This window comes from Rhodococcus sp. NPDC060176, from assembly GCF_042728675.1.
Taxonomy (GTDB): domain Bacteria; phylum Actinomycetota; class Actinomycetes; order Mycobacteriales; family Mycobacteriaceae; genus Rhodococcus_F.
Genome location: NZ_JBHWYS010000002.1, coordinates 1063325 through 1077424, shown reverse-complemented (window position 1 = coordinate 1077424; position 14100 = coordinate 1063325). Strand labels below are relative to the sequence as shown.

General features: G+C 64.4%; 14 protein-coding genes. 11 read left to right on the top strand and 3 right to left on the bottom strand.

What is annotated here, in order from left to right; translation table 11 throughout:
* The first annotated feature begins 112 nt into the window (after positions 1 to 112).
* From ACFWEM_RS13420 to ACFWEM_RS13390, 7 genes are all read left to right on the top strand, one after another.
* A complete protein-coding gene (locus tag ACFWEM_RS13420) occupies positions 113 to 1312 on the top strand; it encodes a 5-(carboxyamino)imidazole ribonucleotide synthase (RefSeq protein WP_378447830.1) in 1200 nt (399 codons plus the stop codon).
* Positions 1296 to 1808 carry a 5-(carboxyamino)imidazole ribonucleotide mutase gene (gene purE / locus ACFWEM_RS13415; RefSeq protein WP_378534094.1) on the top strand — a complete coding sequence of 171 codons (513 nt, stop codon included), beginning with the start codon at positions 1296 to 1298 and terminating at the stop codon, positions 1806 to 1808. Before ACFWEM_RS13420 ends, purE begins: the two co-directional genes overlap by 17 nt.
* A gap of 7 nt (positions 1809 to 1815) precedes the next feature.
* A complete protein-coding gene (locus ACFWEM_RS13410) occupies positions 1816 to 2193 on the top strand; it encodes a hypothetical protein (protein WP_378534092.1) in 378 nt (125 codons plus the stop codon).
* Between the two features lie 41 nt (positions 2194 to 2234).
* On the top strand, positions 2235 to 3422 hold the full coding sequence (locus tag ACFWEM_RS13405) for a histidine kinase (protein ID WP_378534090.1): 1188 nt from the start codon (positions 2235 to 2237) through the stop codon (positions 3420 to 3422).
* 35 nt (positions 3423 to 3457) lie between these two features.
* Positions 3458 to 4150, top strand: a complete 693-nt coding sequence (locus tag ACFWEM_RS13400) for a response regulator (RefSeq protein ID WP_378534088.1) — start codon at positions 3458 to 3460, stop codon at positions 4148 to 4150.
* A gap of 135 nt (positions 4151 to 4285) precedes the next feature.
* The gene (locus ACFWEM_RS13395; protein ID WP_378534086.1) at positions 4286 to 5083 is read left to right on the top strand and encodes an ABC transporter ATP-binding protein; all 798 of its coding nucleotides are present in this window, start codon (positions 4286 to 4288) and stop codon (positions 5081 to 5083) included.
* Positions 5080 to 7530, top strand: coding sequence for an ABC transporter permease (locus ACFWEM_RS13390; protein ID WP_378534084.1), 2451 nt, complete (start codon positions 5080 to 5082; stop codon positions 7528 to 7530). Before ACFWEM_RS13395 ends, ACFWEM_RS13390 begins: the two co-directional genes overlap by 4 nt.
* A gap of 3 nt (positions 7531 to 7533) precedes the next feature.
* Here the strand turns inward: ACFWEM_RS13390 and ACFWEM_RS13385 are convergent, their stop codons facing one another.
* Together ACFWEM_RS13385 and ACFWEM_RS13380 are read right to left on the bottom strand one after the other, a co-directional pair.
* Positions 7534 to 8247 carry a TIGR03089 family protein gene (locus ACFWEM_RS13385; RefSeq protein WP_378534082.1) on the bottom strand — a complete coding sequence of 238 codons (714 nt, stop codon included), beginning with the start codon at positions 8245 to 8247 and terminating at the stop codon, positions 7534 to 7536.
* A 21-nt stretch (positions 8248 to 8268) separates the two neighbouring features.
* Positions 8269 to 9753, bottom strand: coding sequence for an LCP family protein (locus tag ACFWEM_RS13380; protein ID WP_378534571.1), 1485 nt, complete (start codon positions 9751 to 9753; stop codon positions 8269 to 8271).
* A gap of 114 nt (positions 9754 to 9867) precedes the next feature.
* Here ACFWEM_RS13380 and rfbD point away from each other — a divergent pair, with 114 nt between their 5' ends.
* Genes rfbD through ACFWEM_RS13360 form a run of 4 tightly spaced genes read left to right on the top strand, consistent with a single transcriptional unit; the run spans position 9868 to position 13547 of the window.
* Complete coding sequence (rfbD, locus tag ACFWEM_RS13375) at positions 9868 to 10707, top strand: dTDP-4-dehydrorhamnose reductase (protein WP_378534080.1); 840 nt, start codon at positions 9868 to 9870, stop codon at positions 10705 to 10707.
* 43 nt (positions 10708 to 10750) lie between these two features.
* Positions 10751 to 11665, top strand: coding sequence for a glycosyltransferase family 2 protein (locus ACFWEM_RS13370; RefSeq protein WP_378534079.1), 915 nt, complete (start codon positions 10751 to 10753; stop codon positions 11663 to 11665).
* Positions 11662 to 12744: a sugar phosphate nucleotidyltransferase gene (locus ACFWEM_RS13365; protein ID WP_019747766.1), complete on the top strand. Its 1083-nt coding sequence runs from the start codon at positions 11662 to 11664 to the stop codon at positions 12742 to 12744. The genes ACFWEM_RS13370 and ACFWEM_RS13365 overlap by 4 nt, the downstream gene beginning before the upstream one ends.
* A gap of 32 nt (positions 12745 to 12776) precedes the next feature.
* Positions 12777 to 13547 carry an SGNH/GDSL hydrolase family protein gene (locus ACFWEM_RS13360; protein ID WP_378534078.1) on the top strand — a complete coding sequence of 257 codons (771 nt, stop codon included), beginning with the start codon at positions 12777 to 12779 and terminating at the stop codon, positions 13545 to 13547.
* Here the strand turns inward: ACFWEM_RS13360 and ACFWEM_RS13355 are convergent.
* Positions 13538 to 14098, bottom strand: coding sequence for an NUDIX hydrolase (locus ACFWEM_RS13355; protein ID WP_378534077.1), 561 nt, complete (start codon positions 14096 to 14098; stop codon positions 13538 to 13540). The two genes, ACFWEM_RS13360 and ACFWEM_RS13355, sit on opposite strands and share 10 nt — an antisense overlap.
* Positions 14099 to 14100: the final 2 nt, after the last annotated feature.

The window sequence follows — 14100 nt, the reverse complement described above, 5'->3', positions numbered from 1 at the left end:
CTGAATGAACGGGCGAACGCGGCACATGACAACATAGAGAGCCGTGACCGGCAACAACGATCCCGCGCAGATCCCCGCCCGCCCGACCACCCCTCGACCGGCAAAAGCATCCATGCCCGTCGTCACCATGATCGGTGGCGGACAGTTGGCCAGGATGACGCACCAGGCGGCGGTGGCCCTGGGCCAGACGCTCCGAGTGCTCTCCGGGACCGCGGACGAACCGGCAGCTCAGGTCAGCCCCGACGTCGTACTGGGGAGCCACACCGACCTCGATGCTCTCCGCCGTGCAGCGGTCGGTTCCAACGCACTGACGTTCGACCACGAGCACGTGCCGACCGAGCACCTCGAGGTTCTAGTTGCCGAAGGCGTGAACGTTCAGCCGCCGCCGCAGGCTCTGATCTTCGCTCAGGACAAACTGCTCATGCGTCGCAAACTTGCCGAACTGGGCGCACCCGTACCCGCGTACGCCGAAGTGACGTGGGCGGAAGACGTCGTGCGTTTCGGCTCCGAACACGGTTGGCCGCTCGTCATCAAGGCAACACGCGGAGGCTACGACGGCCGCGGCGTCTGGATCACCGACGATCAGGACGAAGCAGAAGCCATCGTCACCGAGCAGCTCAACAAGGGTGTTCCGCTGATCGTCGAGGAAATGGTCTCGATGCGTCGGGAGCTGTCCGCCATGGTGGCGCGGTCGCCGTTCGGGCAGGGCGCTACGTGGCCGGTCGTGGAAACGGTTCAGCGCAACGGCCAGTGCGCTGTCGTGATCGCACCTGCCCCCGAGCTTTCGAGTGCCGTTGCCGAGGAAGCCGAACAGCTGGCGCTGCGCATCGCGTCGGAGCTCGGCGTGGTCGGCTCGATGGCCGTCGAACTGTTCGAGACGACCGACGGCACTCTCGTGGTCAACGAGTTGGCGATGCGCCCGCACAACTCCGGCCACTGGACGATGGACGGCGCCCGCACCTCTCAGTTCGAGCAGCACCTGCGCGCGGTTCTCGACTACCCGCTCGGCGATACGTCGCCGATCGCGCCGGTCACCGTGATGGCCAACGTTCTCGGTGCGCCGGAAGCTCCCGAGATGACGATGGACGAGCGTGTCCATCACCTGTTCGCGCGGATGCCTGACGCGAAGATCCACCTGTACGGCAAGGGTGAGCGCAAGGATCGCAAGATCGGGCACGTCAACATCGTGGGCGGCGCCGGATCCATCGACGATCCGAATTACGTTGCCGCAGTTCGGGAACGCGCCGAGCGCGCAGCACATTGGCTTTCGTACGCGGTTTGGACCGACGGATGGGATGTACACGGTGAGTGAGAGCGCGCAGGTCGGCCTGATCATGGGCAGCGATTCGGATTGGCCGATCATGGAAGCTGCAGCCGAAGCTCTTGCGGAGTTCGGTATCCGGTTCGAGGTCGGTGTCGTCTCGGCGCACCGCACGCCTCAGCGGATGCTCGACTATGCCAAGGAAGCTTCCGGCCGCGGAATCAAGGTCATCATCGCCGGTGCCGGCGGCGCCGCGCATCTTCCGGGCATGGTTGCATCGGCTACGCCGTTGCCCGTCATCGGTGTTCCGGTGCCGCTCAAGTACCTCGACGGTATGGATTCGCTGCTTTCGATCGTCCAGATGCCGGCCGGCGTCCCGGTGGCGACAGTGTCGATCGGTGGCGCTCGCAACGCCGGTCTGCTGGCTGCTCGGATTCTCGGTGCTTCGGATCCCGCACTGCAGCAGCGGATGGTGGCGTTCCAGGAGAGCCTCGAGTCCATGGTGCTCGACAAGGACAAGGCGCTCCGCGAAAAACTGCTGGGCTGATCTTCTCGTGTGTGCAAGACGCGGGCTGCCGCTGATCCGAGCGAGTCGGGGCAGCGCGCAGTCCGCGTTCGTCACCCGCGTCGCCCTGCTGTACGCCAGGATTCTCGGCGCGGGCATCCGCTTCGACGACGAGTCCGGAATCTTTGTCGCCTCCGGACTGCGCCGCGGGTTCGCCAGAGGCGGAACAACTCTCGGTGGTGTATATCTCACCCGACGGAACACGACTCGATCCGTCCTTCGTCACGAGGCCGTTCACGCAGACCAATGGGCCAGGTACGGAATCGCATTCGGGCTGTTGTACCTGCGTGAGGAACTGCGTCACAGGGGGCCGCGGAACCGATTCGAAATCGAGGCCGGACTCGAAGACGGCGGTTACCGCGCCTGAGTTGAAGTTGCCGAAGCTGAGTAAAAGCTACTGTTGGCGGCATGGCTCGTTTTCCGACTAGTGAGCGCTTCGTCCGTTGGAGCGCGGATCATGCTCGCGGTGTGGACATCTGCATTGCGACGGTTGCCGCACTGTTCAGCGTTGTCGTTGCGGTCGAGGCGAGTCCACTTGCGGTGTTCATCTCGCTGGGAATGACCGTTCCGCTGGCATGGCGACGCTCACGGCCGGAACTCTCGGGGATGGTCATCGCGGCGTTCGCGGTTCTGCACGTGATCGTCATCGGCAATACGCTGCTCGCGTCCGCCGTCGTAGTTCCCATCTCTCTGTATGCACTTGCTGCCTACGGCGCACGGTGGAGTTCGCTGACAGGCCTGGTGCTGGCATTGCTCGGGTCGATCGCCGGGAGTGTTCGATACTTCAGCTACGACCGAATCACCGTGTCTTCGCAGGTCATGCAGTCCGTGGCCGTCATGATCTTCATGCTTGCTGTCTGGGCGTTCGGCGATCTGCGCCGAGTGCGCACCAAACAGTTGGAAGGTCTGACCGAGCGTGCTCGGCTTCTCGAACTCGAGCGTGCGCAGGAAGCGGAAATTGCGACGATCAGCGAACGCTCGAGGATTGCGCGCGAGATGCACGACATCGTCGCGCATTCGTTGACCGTTGTCATCGCTCAGGCCGACGGCGGACGCTACAGTGCGGCCAAAGATCCTCAGGCTGCAATTCAGGCACTCGAAACCATTGCCTCCACCGGGCGCCAGGCGTTGACCGACATGCGATCGCTTCTGTCCGTCCTGCGTGAGGACACACCGCGCGATTTCTCGGTGATCCCGGGTGCCGGCGACATCGACAGTCTCTTCCACGAGTTGCGCAGCAGCGGACTCGATATCACCGTCAGTGTCAGCGGGGAACCGCGTGAACTCTCCGCCGGCGCAGGGTTGACGGCGTACCGCATCGTTCAGGAATCGCTGACGAACGTTCTCAAGCACGCCGGGCCGGGAGCTCAGGCGAGCGTCGAGATGACGTGGAGTGACACCGAACTCGTTCTCGGTATCACCGACGACGGACGAGGCGGCAGCGCCGCGCTGGTCGAATCGTCACCAGGCGGACAGGGACTGATCGGGATGGCCGAGCGAGCCAAACTGCACGGAGGCAAAGTAACCGCCGGACCGAAATCGGGCGGCGGATACAGCGTCCGGGCCGTCCTGCCGTACGAACGAACGTCTGGGTAGGTCTTGAAACGTCCGAAGGTCTTAAGGTGAGTGGCATGGACGAAAACGAGGCTCCGATCGCAGTGGCACTGATCGACGATCAGCAGCTGGTCCGCGCAGGATTTCGAATGGTCATCGACTCACAGCCGGATCTGTCGGTGGTTGTCGAGGCTTCGGACGGTCAGCAGGCGTTGACCGAGTTGGCCGCCCGTCATGTAGACGTTGTCCTGATGGATGTCCAGATGCCGAAGATGGACGGCATCGAGGCGACTCGTCGGCTCCTGGCCGACCCCGATGCGCCGAAGGTCGTGGTGCTCACCACTTTCGACAACGACGAGTACGTGATGTCGGCCATCAGGGCGGGCGCCAGCGGATTCCTGCTCAAGGACGTGCCACCGGAGCAGTTGCTCGACGCCATCCGCACCGTGCACCGCGGGGACGCGGTGATCGAAGCCCGGGCCACTCGGCGACTGCTACAACACGTCGGACCGCTCCTGGAAGGCTCGGCGCCCGAAGCGCAGTTGCCCGAAGAGTTGACACCGCGCGAGGTCGAGGTGCTCGAGGCCATGGCGTACGGGCTGTCCAATTCGGAGATCGCCGCGAAATTCCACGTCTCTGAGACGACAGTGAAAACCCATGTCGGACGGGTTCTTTCGAAGACCCATTCACGTGATCGTGTGCAGGCAGTCGTCTTCGCTTTCCAGGTCGGACTTGTCCGGCGCGCAGATCTCCTCGGTACCGAGGGCTGACGAGCAGCTCTGTTCAGTCCTACCCCGGGATGACTCCGGGCTTTCCAAGATCGCCCCGCGCTCCGACGCGGAGACCACTTGCGCTGCAATAACGTCGATTCCGTCATAGCGAGAAGCTTTACGGAGGGCAAAAGAATGCATGCGCACACCACGACGGAACCAGCCGAAGTGCCGGCGATCACTGCCCGCGGCGTCACCAAGGTGTACGGCACCGGTGAAACCACGGTGCACGCGCTCGGCGGAGTCGACGTGGACTTCGGGCGCGAGCGCTTCACCGCGATCATGGGCCCGTCCGGCTCCGGAAAGTCGACGCTCATGCACTGCCTTGCCGGACTCGACACGGTCTCGGGTGGGCAGGTTTTCCTGGGCGACACCGAGGTCACGAAACTCGGCGACACCGAACTCACCGAACTGCGGCGCGAGCGAATCGGGTTCGTCTTCCAGGCGTTCAACCTGCTACCGGTGCTCACTGCTCGGGAAAACATGCTGCTGCCGATGAAGTTGGCGGGCAGTGAACCCTCGCCCGAGTGGATGGACGAGGTGATCGGCAAGCTGGGCCTGTCGCAGCGTCTCGATCACCTGCCGCACGAGTTGTCGGGCGGTCAGCAGCAACGCGTAGCCGTCGCCCGCGCACTACTGCCGCAGCCCGACGTGATCTTTGCCGACGAGCCCACCGGCAACCTGGATTCCCGTTCCGGGACAGAGGTTCTGGGTCTCTTGCGCACCAGTGTCCGGGAGACCGGTCAGACCGTCGTCATGGTGACGCACGATCCGGTGGCGGCGTCGTACGCGGACCGCGTCGTGTTGATCGCAGACGGGCGCATTGCCGGCGAGATCGACGCTCCCACTGTCGACTCGGTGATCGGTGCCATGCGAGCCCTCGGTGCCGACGACCTGGCCGATGTTCCCGTAGCTTCGGGCGCACTGCGATGAAGGGTCTGGCTTTTGCCCAGGCGCGGGCGCATGCCGGGCGCTATGTGGCGTCGATACTTGCCGTGGTGATCGCGGTCGGATACATCGTCGCGACTTTGACATTGAGCTCGACGGTTGACGCGAGTGTGAGTAAATCACTTGCGTCGCAATACGAAACCACGGACGTTGTCGCCTCCGGTCCAGGCGTGACGGAAGCCCTCCTGAGCGCAGTGCCGGGTGTCTCGGCGGTGGCCGAGGACGTGTCGACGTACGTTCGTGTCGATTCCGAGGCGAAGGGTGCGTCCTACGGGGACGCGCTCTCGATCGCCGACAACCCCGAATTGCGTTGGGAGAAGCTGTCGGAGGGTTCGCTCCCTGTCGGTCTCGGTCAGGCGTTGGTGAGTGCGGACTCCGGTATACCGGTGGGTGCCCGAATCACTGTCACGGCACGGGATTCGACGGTAGGTGCCGCTGCGCCCACTGCGCAGGTTGTCGGACTGGTCGATCTCTCCGGTTCGGCGCAGCGCCTGGGCGGGATGAAAGTGTTCACCACTGCCGAGCAAGTGAGCGCTTGGGCCGGAGACAGCGCCGCACGTGAATTCCGCGTAGCCGGTGACGGCTCTCGCTCGCAGCAGCAGTTGGTGGATTCGGTTGAGAGCGCGTTGCCTGCGGACTCCACGGTGCTGACCGGCGAAGAAGCTACCGACAACGCGGCAGCGAAGTACATGGGCGGCACCAAGATCCTCAGCACGGTACTGCTCGCCTTCGGTGCTATCGCCGTTGTTGTTGCCGCGCTGGTGATCGCCAATACGTTTGCCGTGCTCCTCGCGGCGCGCACTCAGGAACTCGCGTTGCTCCGATGCGTCGGCGCCACGGCCAAGCAGGTTCGCCGGAGCATTCGCAGCGAAGCCGCGGCGGTCGGCGTGATCGCCTCGGTGATCGGCGTCGGGCTCGGTATCGGACTCGCCTGGGCGATCGGTCGCGTGGCCACGGCTGCGGATGTGCCGGTTCCACTTTCGTCACTCAGCGTCACTCCGTTGACCGTGGTGGTCGGCCTTGCGGTCGGCATCGTGATGACGTTGCTCGCTGCATCTGCGCCCGGTCGGGCGGCAACGAGGCTCTCCCCGTTGGCAGCACTGCAGCCGATGGAGTCCAAGCCCGAGAGCGTTCAGGTATCGGTGGTCCGACGGGTTCTCGGCATAGTGATCCTGCTCGCGGGCATCGCGATGACCGTCTTGGGCGTGACGAATCAGCAGGTTCTGGCGGCAACCGCCGGTGGACTGTTCTCGTTCCTCGGGATTGCAGCCCTGTCCGGTCGAATCGTGCCTGCACTGATCAATGCAGCCGGCGGAGTGTTGGCGAGGGTGATCGGTCCCGTGGGCAGCCTGGCAGCAGGCAACGCCGGCCGGAATCCACGCCGGACCTCGGCAACTGCCACGGCGCTGCTGATCGGCGTCGCCTTGACGAGCACGCTCGTCGTGGGAATCGCGACGGTCAAGGAAGCTGCACCCGCGGCGATGGACAGTCAATTCCCCGTCGACGTGATGGTGAGCAGTTCCGGTTCGGTGCCCCTTCCGGCCGGTTTGGGGACCGACATCGCCGCCGTCAACGGGGTCGGCGCAGTGAGCGGTCTGGAAAAAGCCGAGCTGACGATCGACGGGCGCGGCTCGTTGGCCGGATTCGGTGTCGACGCTGCCCAGGTGAAAGATGTTCTGCGTACCGAGATCTCGGTACCTGCTGCCGGTCAACTGGTGCTCTCTCCGGCCGATCTGAGCGGATACAACCTCTCGGCGGGCGATACGGCAACGGTGCGCGGGGATCGCGGCGCCGTGAACGTCAGCGTGATCGAAGGGGTGAAAGGTCAACCAGCACTGCTGGATCGAGGAGATCTCGGTGCAGCGGCCTCCGCGCCCACCACCGATTCGTACTGGGTCAGGTTGGGCACGGACACTGACGAACAGGCTTTGGCCACCACCGACCGCATCACCGAACTCGCACGCCAGGAAGCCCCGGGCAGCGAAGTTCAGGGAATGACCGAAATGCGTTCGGCCCTCGATTCGATCCTCGACACCATGCTCATGGTGGTTGCCGGATTGCTGTCGGTAGCGGTGTTGATCGCCTTGATCGGCGTCGGAAACACCATGGCGTTGTCCGTTCTCGAACGGCGCCGCGAATCCGGACTGCTTCGCGCACTCGGACTGACCAAGAAGGGAATTCGAGCCATGTTGATCTGGGAAGCACTGCTGGTGGCAGGAGTTGCATCGGTGATCGGAGTGCTGTTCGGGATGGTGTTCGGCGTAGCCGGTACCGCTTCGGTGTTCGGGATCGAGGACGTCGCCCTCAGCGCAGTCCCGTGGGTGCAGTTGGTCGCCATCGTGTTGATCGGCGGAATCTGCGGCGTGATCGCGTCACTGCTCCCCGCTCGGCGGGCGGGATTGGTCTCGCCGGTGACAGCTCTCGCGAGCTGACACTCAGAACTGCTTCGTGACCTTTTCGGTGCCCACTCGGCGCGCGGTAGCTTCCGCGTCCGGGTGGGCCACTTGCACGAGTGAGGCGCCTGCAGCGAGAACTGCCAGAAGTCCGTCGATCAACTCGTCTGCCGTCTCCCACGTGCGGCTCGAGAGGACACGATCTGTCGATGCCAGTGCGGAGTTCTTCGCCGATTCCCGGGCCGCGTCGATCGTGTCCGCAACAGACCGGCCTTCCAGTGCCGAACCGGCTCCGGCGCTACGGAATTGGTCGCCGTGTACTCGAATGGAGGTCGCGTAGTCGGTAACACCGAGCGGAAGATCGCTCAGGCCCTTGCCGAACGCGTCGAGTGAGAGCGCGGCGACTTCGGGTACGTCCGCAACATCTTCCAGGCGGTCGGCAGTGACAAAAGCGAGTTCAGCATCAGCGTCGGGGGAGAGGACCACCTCGCCGCCTGCCCACCACACACCCAACAGCACAGCGACGCTCTGCCAGTGCGCGGGAAGCAGCACGGCAACCTTGCCGCCGGGCTCGAGAGCGAACTCGTCCCGAACCATGTTCGCTGTCTTTGCCGCCCAGTTGGCCAGCGTGCTCGCAGACAATTCGATGCGCTCGCCGGTGGCGTCGTCGTAGTAGGTCACGCGAGGCCCGGCCGGGTCGGCAGTCAAGATCGGTCCGAGAAGGGCATCGGTCAGGTTGTCTACAGGCGAAGGCACCCGATCAGCTTACGCAGATGTTCAGTTAACGCAGCGCGGGCCGTTGGAGGCTGCGTCGATCGGGGGACCGGGAGGGGCCGGGGTGGGGCTGGTCTCGGTGGTGCTCGCCGATTCAGTGGTGGTTGACACCCCGCCGGACGGGGACACCGCGTCTGCGGACTGCGGTCCGCTGTAGTCCTCGGCGATGACAACACGAACCTTGCCGGAGGACAGTGACGAATCGGCCTTGACCGTCAGGCCGCCGAGTGCCTCGGCGACTGCGAGTGCAGCGTCGTCGTCCGCAGACTTTGCGAACACCGTGGATTCGGTGACGTCCGCTCCGGTGTTGTTGCCGACCTGACCCTGCTTGTACCCGAGGGCGCTCAAGGCCTCAGAGACCCCACTGGCCAATCCTGCGATGTCACTGGCGTTTGCGACGTCGACCGTGATCGAGGACGCATTCACCGTGGTCGGTGCCTCGGAGGTCTCGTCCGAGTCCTCGCTGTCGGCGCCGACCAATCCGGCGATGTACTTCTTGACGGCCTTGGGGTCGACCTTGACGATGGACTCGCCGTAGTCCGTCATGCCGTTGATGTCGAGGACGGGAATCGTCTCGAACTGCACCTTGCCGCCGGCCAGATTCTGCAACTGCTTGGCGAATTCGATGATGTCCCAGTCGTCGTCGATCACAACGGAACGCTGAACGGCCGAGGTCAACTGACTGAGCTTGCCGGGGTCACTGAGGGTTTTCGCGCTGAGCACCTTGCTGACGAGGGACGCCATGAACACCTGCTGGCGCACGATCCGGTCGAGGTCGCCGCGGGGGAGGTCGTGTCGTTGACGGACGAAGCTCAGCGCGTCGGCACCGTCGAGTGTCTGTTTCCCGGCTGCGAAGTTGGCTCCGGACATCGGTTCGTCGACCGGCGCGTTGAGGCAGACGTCGACTCCGCCCACTGCGTTGGTCAGCAGGACGAATCCGAGCAGACCGACTTCGGCGTAGTGATCGACGGTGATTCCGGTCAGATTCGCCACGGCTCCGATGAGCGCGGTCCGGCCGGCTTCCGTCGACTTCTTGTCGGCGTCGCTGTCGGACGACCCGTTGTTGACCAACTTCAGTCGCTCGGTTTCCTTGGTGGCACCGAACGCGGCGTTGATCTTCGACATACCGATACCGGGGACGTTGACGTACGCATCGCGGGGAATCGAGATCGCGGTCGCGGAACTTCCGTCGTTGGGGACGCGGATCAAGATGATGGTGTCGGTGTTGGACGCAACTTCCTCGCCAGCGCGCAACGAGTCGAGCTCGCTTTGTGAGAGCGGGTTGCCGTGTGCGTCCGTGCGACTGTCGGTTCCCACCATCAGGATGTCGATGGCGCCGTCCTTGCCGCCACCGAGGCCGAGGCCGCTGGCAGTGGCAAGGCTGTTCCTCAACGAGTCCACACCCCGCCATGCGAACCCGGTGACCAGCAGTACGAGCACGGAGAGCACCGCGACCGCTACGCGAGCCGGGCTCGTCTTGGTCCGAATCGGCGCAGGTCGTGGACGCGCGCGGCGCTGCGGTTGCTGGTGGGACACCCCTTCAGGTTACTGGTCCGATGCTCGGCCGCGGGTACCTCGACGCGGCGTGCCAGACTGAACCGTGTGACGAATATCCTGCTCACCGGCGCCCGAGGGCAGCTCGGGACCCGTGTCGAAACCCTCGCTACCTCGGCGGGTCTTCCCGTCACGGCCGTCGGATCCGACGAGCTGGACATCACCGACAGCCATGCCGTCGACGAATTCGTCTCGCCCGGTTCGGTGCTGATCAACTGCGCCGCGTACACGGCTGTCGACGCCGCAGAGGCCGACCAGGAGGCAGCGAAGGCCGTCAACGAGATCGGACCGGGAAATCTCGCGCAAGCCTGTGCGCGGGTGGGTTCGCGATTGATCCACGTCTCGACCGACTACGTGTTTCCCGGCGACGCGAGCACACCGTACGACGTCGACGCAGCCACCGGTCCGGCGACGGTATACGGACGAACGAAACTGGCCGGCGAGGTAGCTGTCCGGAAGTCCGGGGCAGACGTGGCGGTTGTCCGTACCGCGTGGGTGTATTCCGGTGTCGGCTCGGATTTCGTCGCCACGATGCGAAGGCTCGAAGCCGAACGTGAATTCGTGAACGTCGTGGACGATCAGGTCGGGTCACCTACTTACAGCCTCGACCTGGCGGGCGGGATCGTCGAACTCGCGCTGCGGGACTTCACGGGTTCGTCGACATTCCACGTGACCAATGGTGGGCAGGCAAGTTGGTACGAGTTGGCACGCGCTGTGTTCGAGGAGATCGGCGCAGACCCGGCTCGGGTGCGGCCGTGCAGCAGCGCGGACTTCGTGCGCCCTGCTCCCCGCCCGGCATATTCGGTCTTGTCCGAGCGCGCGTGGGTTACCGCGGGAATGACGCCACTGCGTCCGTGGCGAGAGGCTCTGCACGCCGCTCTGGCGTGAGCTTTGTTCGGGGCAGTGCCCGCGGACGGCTAGGCTGACCGGCGTGAGTCCCAAGCTGGCCGTGGTAACGGTGACCTACTCGCCAGGCGAGCATCTCGAGAATTTCTTGAGCACGCTCGCCGTGGCGACGACAGAAAAACCCCAGGTCATCATGGCCGACAACGGGTCGACCGATGGCGCCCCCGAGGCCGCTGATGCCAAGTACGAGCATGTTCGTCTGCTTCGAACCGGTGGAAACATCGGCTACGGCGGAGCGATAAATCGGGCAGTGGCGGAGATCGATTCGTCTATCGAATTTGTCGTGATTTCCAATCCAGACGTCCAATGGGCACCCGGTTCACTCGACGAATTGGTCGCCGCGGCAAATCGGTGGCCAAGGGCCGGTGCACTCGGGCCGAAGGTCCTCGAACCGGACGGCAGCGTCTATCCGTCGGCGCGAACCGTGCCCGACATCACCTCGGGCGTCGGGCACGCATTGCTCGGCACGGTGTGGCCGAAAAACCCGTGGACTGCTCGGTACCGTCAGGAGAACGAGGCCGTCACCGAGCGCGCAGTGGGCTGGCTTTCCGGCTCGTGCCTGCTGGTACGACGCGACGCCTTCGACTCCATCTCCGGGTTCGACTCGCGATACTTCATGTACATGGAGGACGTCGATTTCGGTGACCGCCTCGGAAAAGCCGGGTGGCTGAACGTCTTCGTCCCCTCGGCCGTCGTCACGCATGCCAAAGGCCATGCGGCAGGACGTCATCCGGAACTGATGTTGCCCGCTCATCATCGCAGCGCCTATCAGTTCCAGGCCGATCGCCATCCGCACTGGTGGCAGGCTCCGCTGCGACTCGCGTTGCGCGGTGGCCTGGCCGTGCGGTCCAAGATCGCCGTAGCTTCTGCTGTTCGCGAGCGCGCTCGCACCGACAACTCCACCGACAACCCATCAGTTTCGAACCACGGGGGAAAATGATGTCCGATCCGAATCCGACCGACGCCGTAATCCTGGTAGGCGGCAAGGGCACTCGGCTGCGTCCGCTGACGTTGTCTGCGCCCAAGCCGATGCTTCCGACCGCCGGCCTGCCGTTCTTGACACACCTGCTCGCCCGGATCGAGGCGGCCGGTATCAAGCACGTGGTGCTCGGAACGTCTTTCAAGGCAGAGGTATTCGAGGATTACTTCGGCGACGGCTCCAAGATGGGCCTCGAGATCGACTACGTCTTCGAGACCGAACCGCTGGGCACCGGCGGCGGAATTCGCAACGTGCTCCCGAAGTTGCGCGGCGACAACGTCATGGTGTTCAACGGTGACGTGCTCGGTGGCACAGACCTGAACGCCATTCTCGAGACCCACGAGAAGACGGACGCCGACGTGACCCTGCATCTGGTTCGCGTGGGAGACCCGCGTGCATTCGGTTGCGTTCCGACCGACGAGGACGGACGAGTCTCGGCATTCCTGGAGAAGACCCAGGATCCGCCGACGGATCAGATCAACGCCGGCTGCTACGTCTTCAAGCGCGAGATCATCGAGCAGATCCCCGAGGGACGACCGGTGTCGGTCGAGCGCGAGGTGTTCCCGAATCTGCTTGCCGAGGGCAAGCGGGTGTTCGGCCACGTCGACTCGTCGTACTGGCGTGACATGGGAACCCCCGAGGACTTCGTCCGCGGTTCCGCCGACCTGGTGCGAGGTATCGCGCCCTCACCCGCACTCGAAGGTCCGCGCGGCGAGTCGTTGGTGCACCCCGGAGCCGGAATCGCACCCGGCGCCGTCCTGATCGGCGGCACGGTTGTCGGTCGAGGCGCAGAAGTCGGCGCAGGTGCGCGCCTCGACGGTGCGATTCTCTTCGACGGCGCCGTAGTGGAAGCCGGTGCGGTGGTCGAGCGATCGATCCTCGGATTCGGCGTCCGTATCGGACCCAGAGCGCTGGTCCGCGACGCCGTCATCGGTGACGGCGCGGACATCGGTGCGCGGTGCGAATTGTTGCGCGGCGCACGCGTGTGGCCGGGGGTGACGCTGCCGGACGGTGGCGTGCGCTTCAGCACAGATGTGTGATCGTTAGCTGACCTACTGGAATACTGGCGGGTATGACTTCTCTTCCGAGCCGTTACGTTGCCCTCGGTGACTCGTTCACCGAGGGCGTCGGCGACGCCGACGAACGATTCCCCAACGGTCTGCGCGGGTGGGCAGACCGAGTGGCCGAGCAGTTGGCGGTGAACAACCCCGAGTTCCGCTACGCCAACCTGGCGATTCGTGGTCGCCTGCTCGGACCGATCATCGACGAGCAGGTGGAACCGGCTCTGGCGTTGAAGCCCGATCTGGTGACCATCTACGCCGGCGGAAACGACATGATGCGTCCCAAGCTCGACATCGACGCGGTCGTCGCCCGCTACGATTCGGCAATCGGCCAGCTCACGGCTTCCGGCGCGCGGGTTCTCATGTTCACCGCGTACGACACCGGATGGTCCGCCTTCTTCGGCAAGCTCCGCGGACGCTTGGCGATCTACAACGAGCTTGTTCGCGAGGTCGCGGACCGTCACGGTGCGACCCTCGTCGACTTCTGGCGATTCTCCGAGTATCAGGACCTGCGGATGTGGGACTGGGACCGACTGCACATGTCGCCCGCCGGGCACGAGAACATGGCGATGCGGGTGCTCGACGTCCTGGGCGTCGAACACGGTTTGATCCCACCAGATCTGGGGCCCGCGCCGGTTCTCACCAAAGCCGAAACTCGCCGCGAGGATCGTCAATGGGCGCGAGAGTTCTTGGTGCCGTGGGTAGCTCGGCGAGTGAAGGGAACGTCTTCGGGCGATGGCGTGAGTGCCAAGCAACCCGAACTGTCGCCGTTTCAGTCCTGATTCTTGCGCTGATGTGCGAGCGCGACCAGGTGGTCGATGGTCTCGCGTTCGGCAGTCGGCGGCAGCGCGTCCACCGGCCACCATCGGAGGTCGGTGGACTCCGCGCTCCGGACGATATGCGAATTGTCCGGTGCCACAACAAGAAACCGTAGATCGAGATGGCGAGTCGGAACCCCGAGCGAGCACGTGATCGGATGTGTGTGGGCGGAGAGTAGGTCCGCCTCTATCCGAACGTCGTGGATACCTGACTCTTCGCGAGCTTCACGCAAGGCCGCATCGACCACCGTCTCGTCGTCGGGCTCACAATGACCGCCGAGCTGAATCCACCTGCCCACCTTGGGATGCAGGGTCAACAGGACGTGGCAGCCACTCTCGTCGAGAACCAGAGACGACGCGGTGATGTGTCCCGGTGCATGGCGACGAAGGCATCCGTCCGGAGCCGAATCGAGGAACGCGAGCATTGTGTGCCGCAGTGACTCGTCCGCTTCGGAGGATGTCGCCCAGTCCTCCAGAACGCCCTTGGCCGAGGCGTGCAGCGATTCGGCTGACATGA

Bases quoted from the DNA above. Each gene is read 5' to 3' on its own strand.
- ACFWEM_RS13420 (WP_378447830.1), top strand. From the start codon at position 113: ATGCCCGTCGTCACCATGATCGGTGGCGGACAGTTGGCCAGGATGACG.
- purE (WP_378534094.1), top strand. From the start codon at position 1,296: ATGTACACGGTGAGTGAGAGCGCGCAGGTCGGCCTGATCATGGGCAGC.
- ACFWEM_RS13405 (WP_378534090.1), top strand. From the start codon at position 2,235: ATGGCTCGTTTTCCGACTAGTGAGCGCTTCGTCCGTTGGAGCGCGGAT.
- ACFWEM_RS13400 (WP_378534088.1), top strand. From the start codon at position 3,458: ATGGACGAAAACGAGGCTCCGATCGCAGTGGCACTGATCGACGATCAG.
- ACFWEM_RS13395 (WP_378534086.1), top strand. From the start codon at position 4,286: ATGCATGCGCACACCACGACGGAACCAGCCGAAGTGCCGGCGATCACT.
- ACFWEM_RS13390 (WP_378534084.1), top strand. From the start codon at position 5,080: ATGAAGGGTCTGGCTTTTGCCCAGGCGCGGGCGCATGCCGGGCGCTAT.
- ACFWEM_RS13365 (WP_019747766.1), top strand. From the start codon at position 11,662: ATGATGTCCGATCCGAATCCGACCGACGCCGTAATCCTGGTAGGCGGC.
- ACFWEM_RS13360 (WP_378534078.1), top strand. From the start codon at position 12,777: ATGACTTCTCTTCCGAGCCGTTACGTTGCCCTCGGTGACTCGTTCACC.
- ACFWEM_RS13355 (WP_378534077.1), bottom strand. From the start codon at position 14,098: ATGTCAGCCGAATCGCTGCACGCCTCGGCCAAGGGCGTTCTGGAGGAC.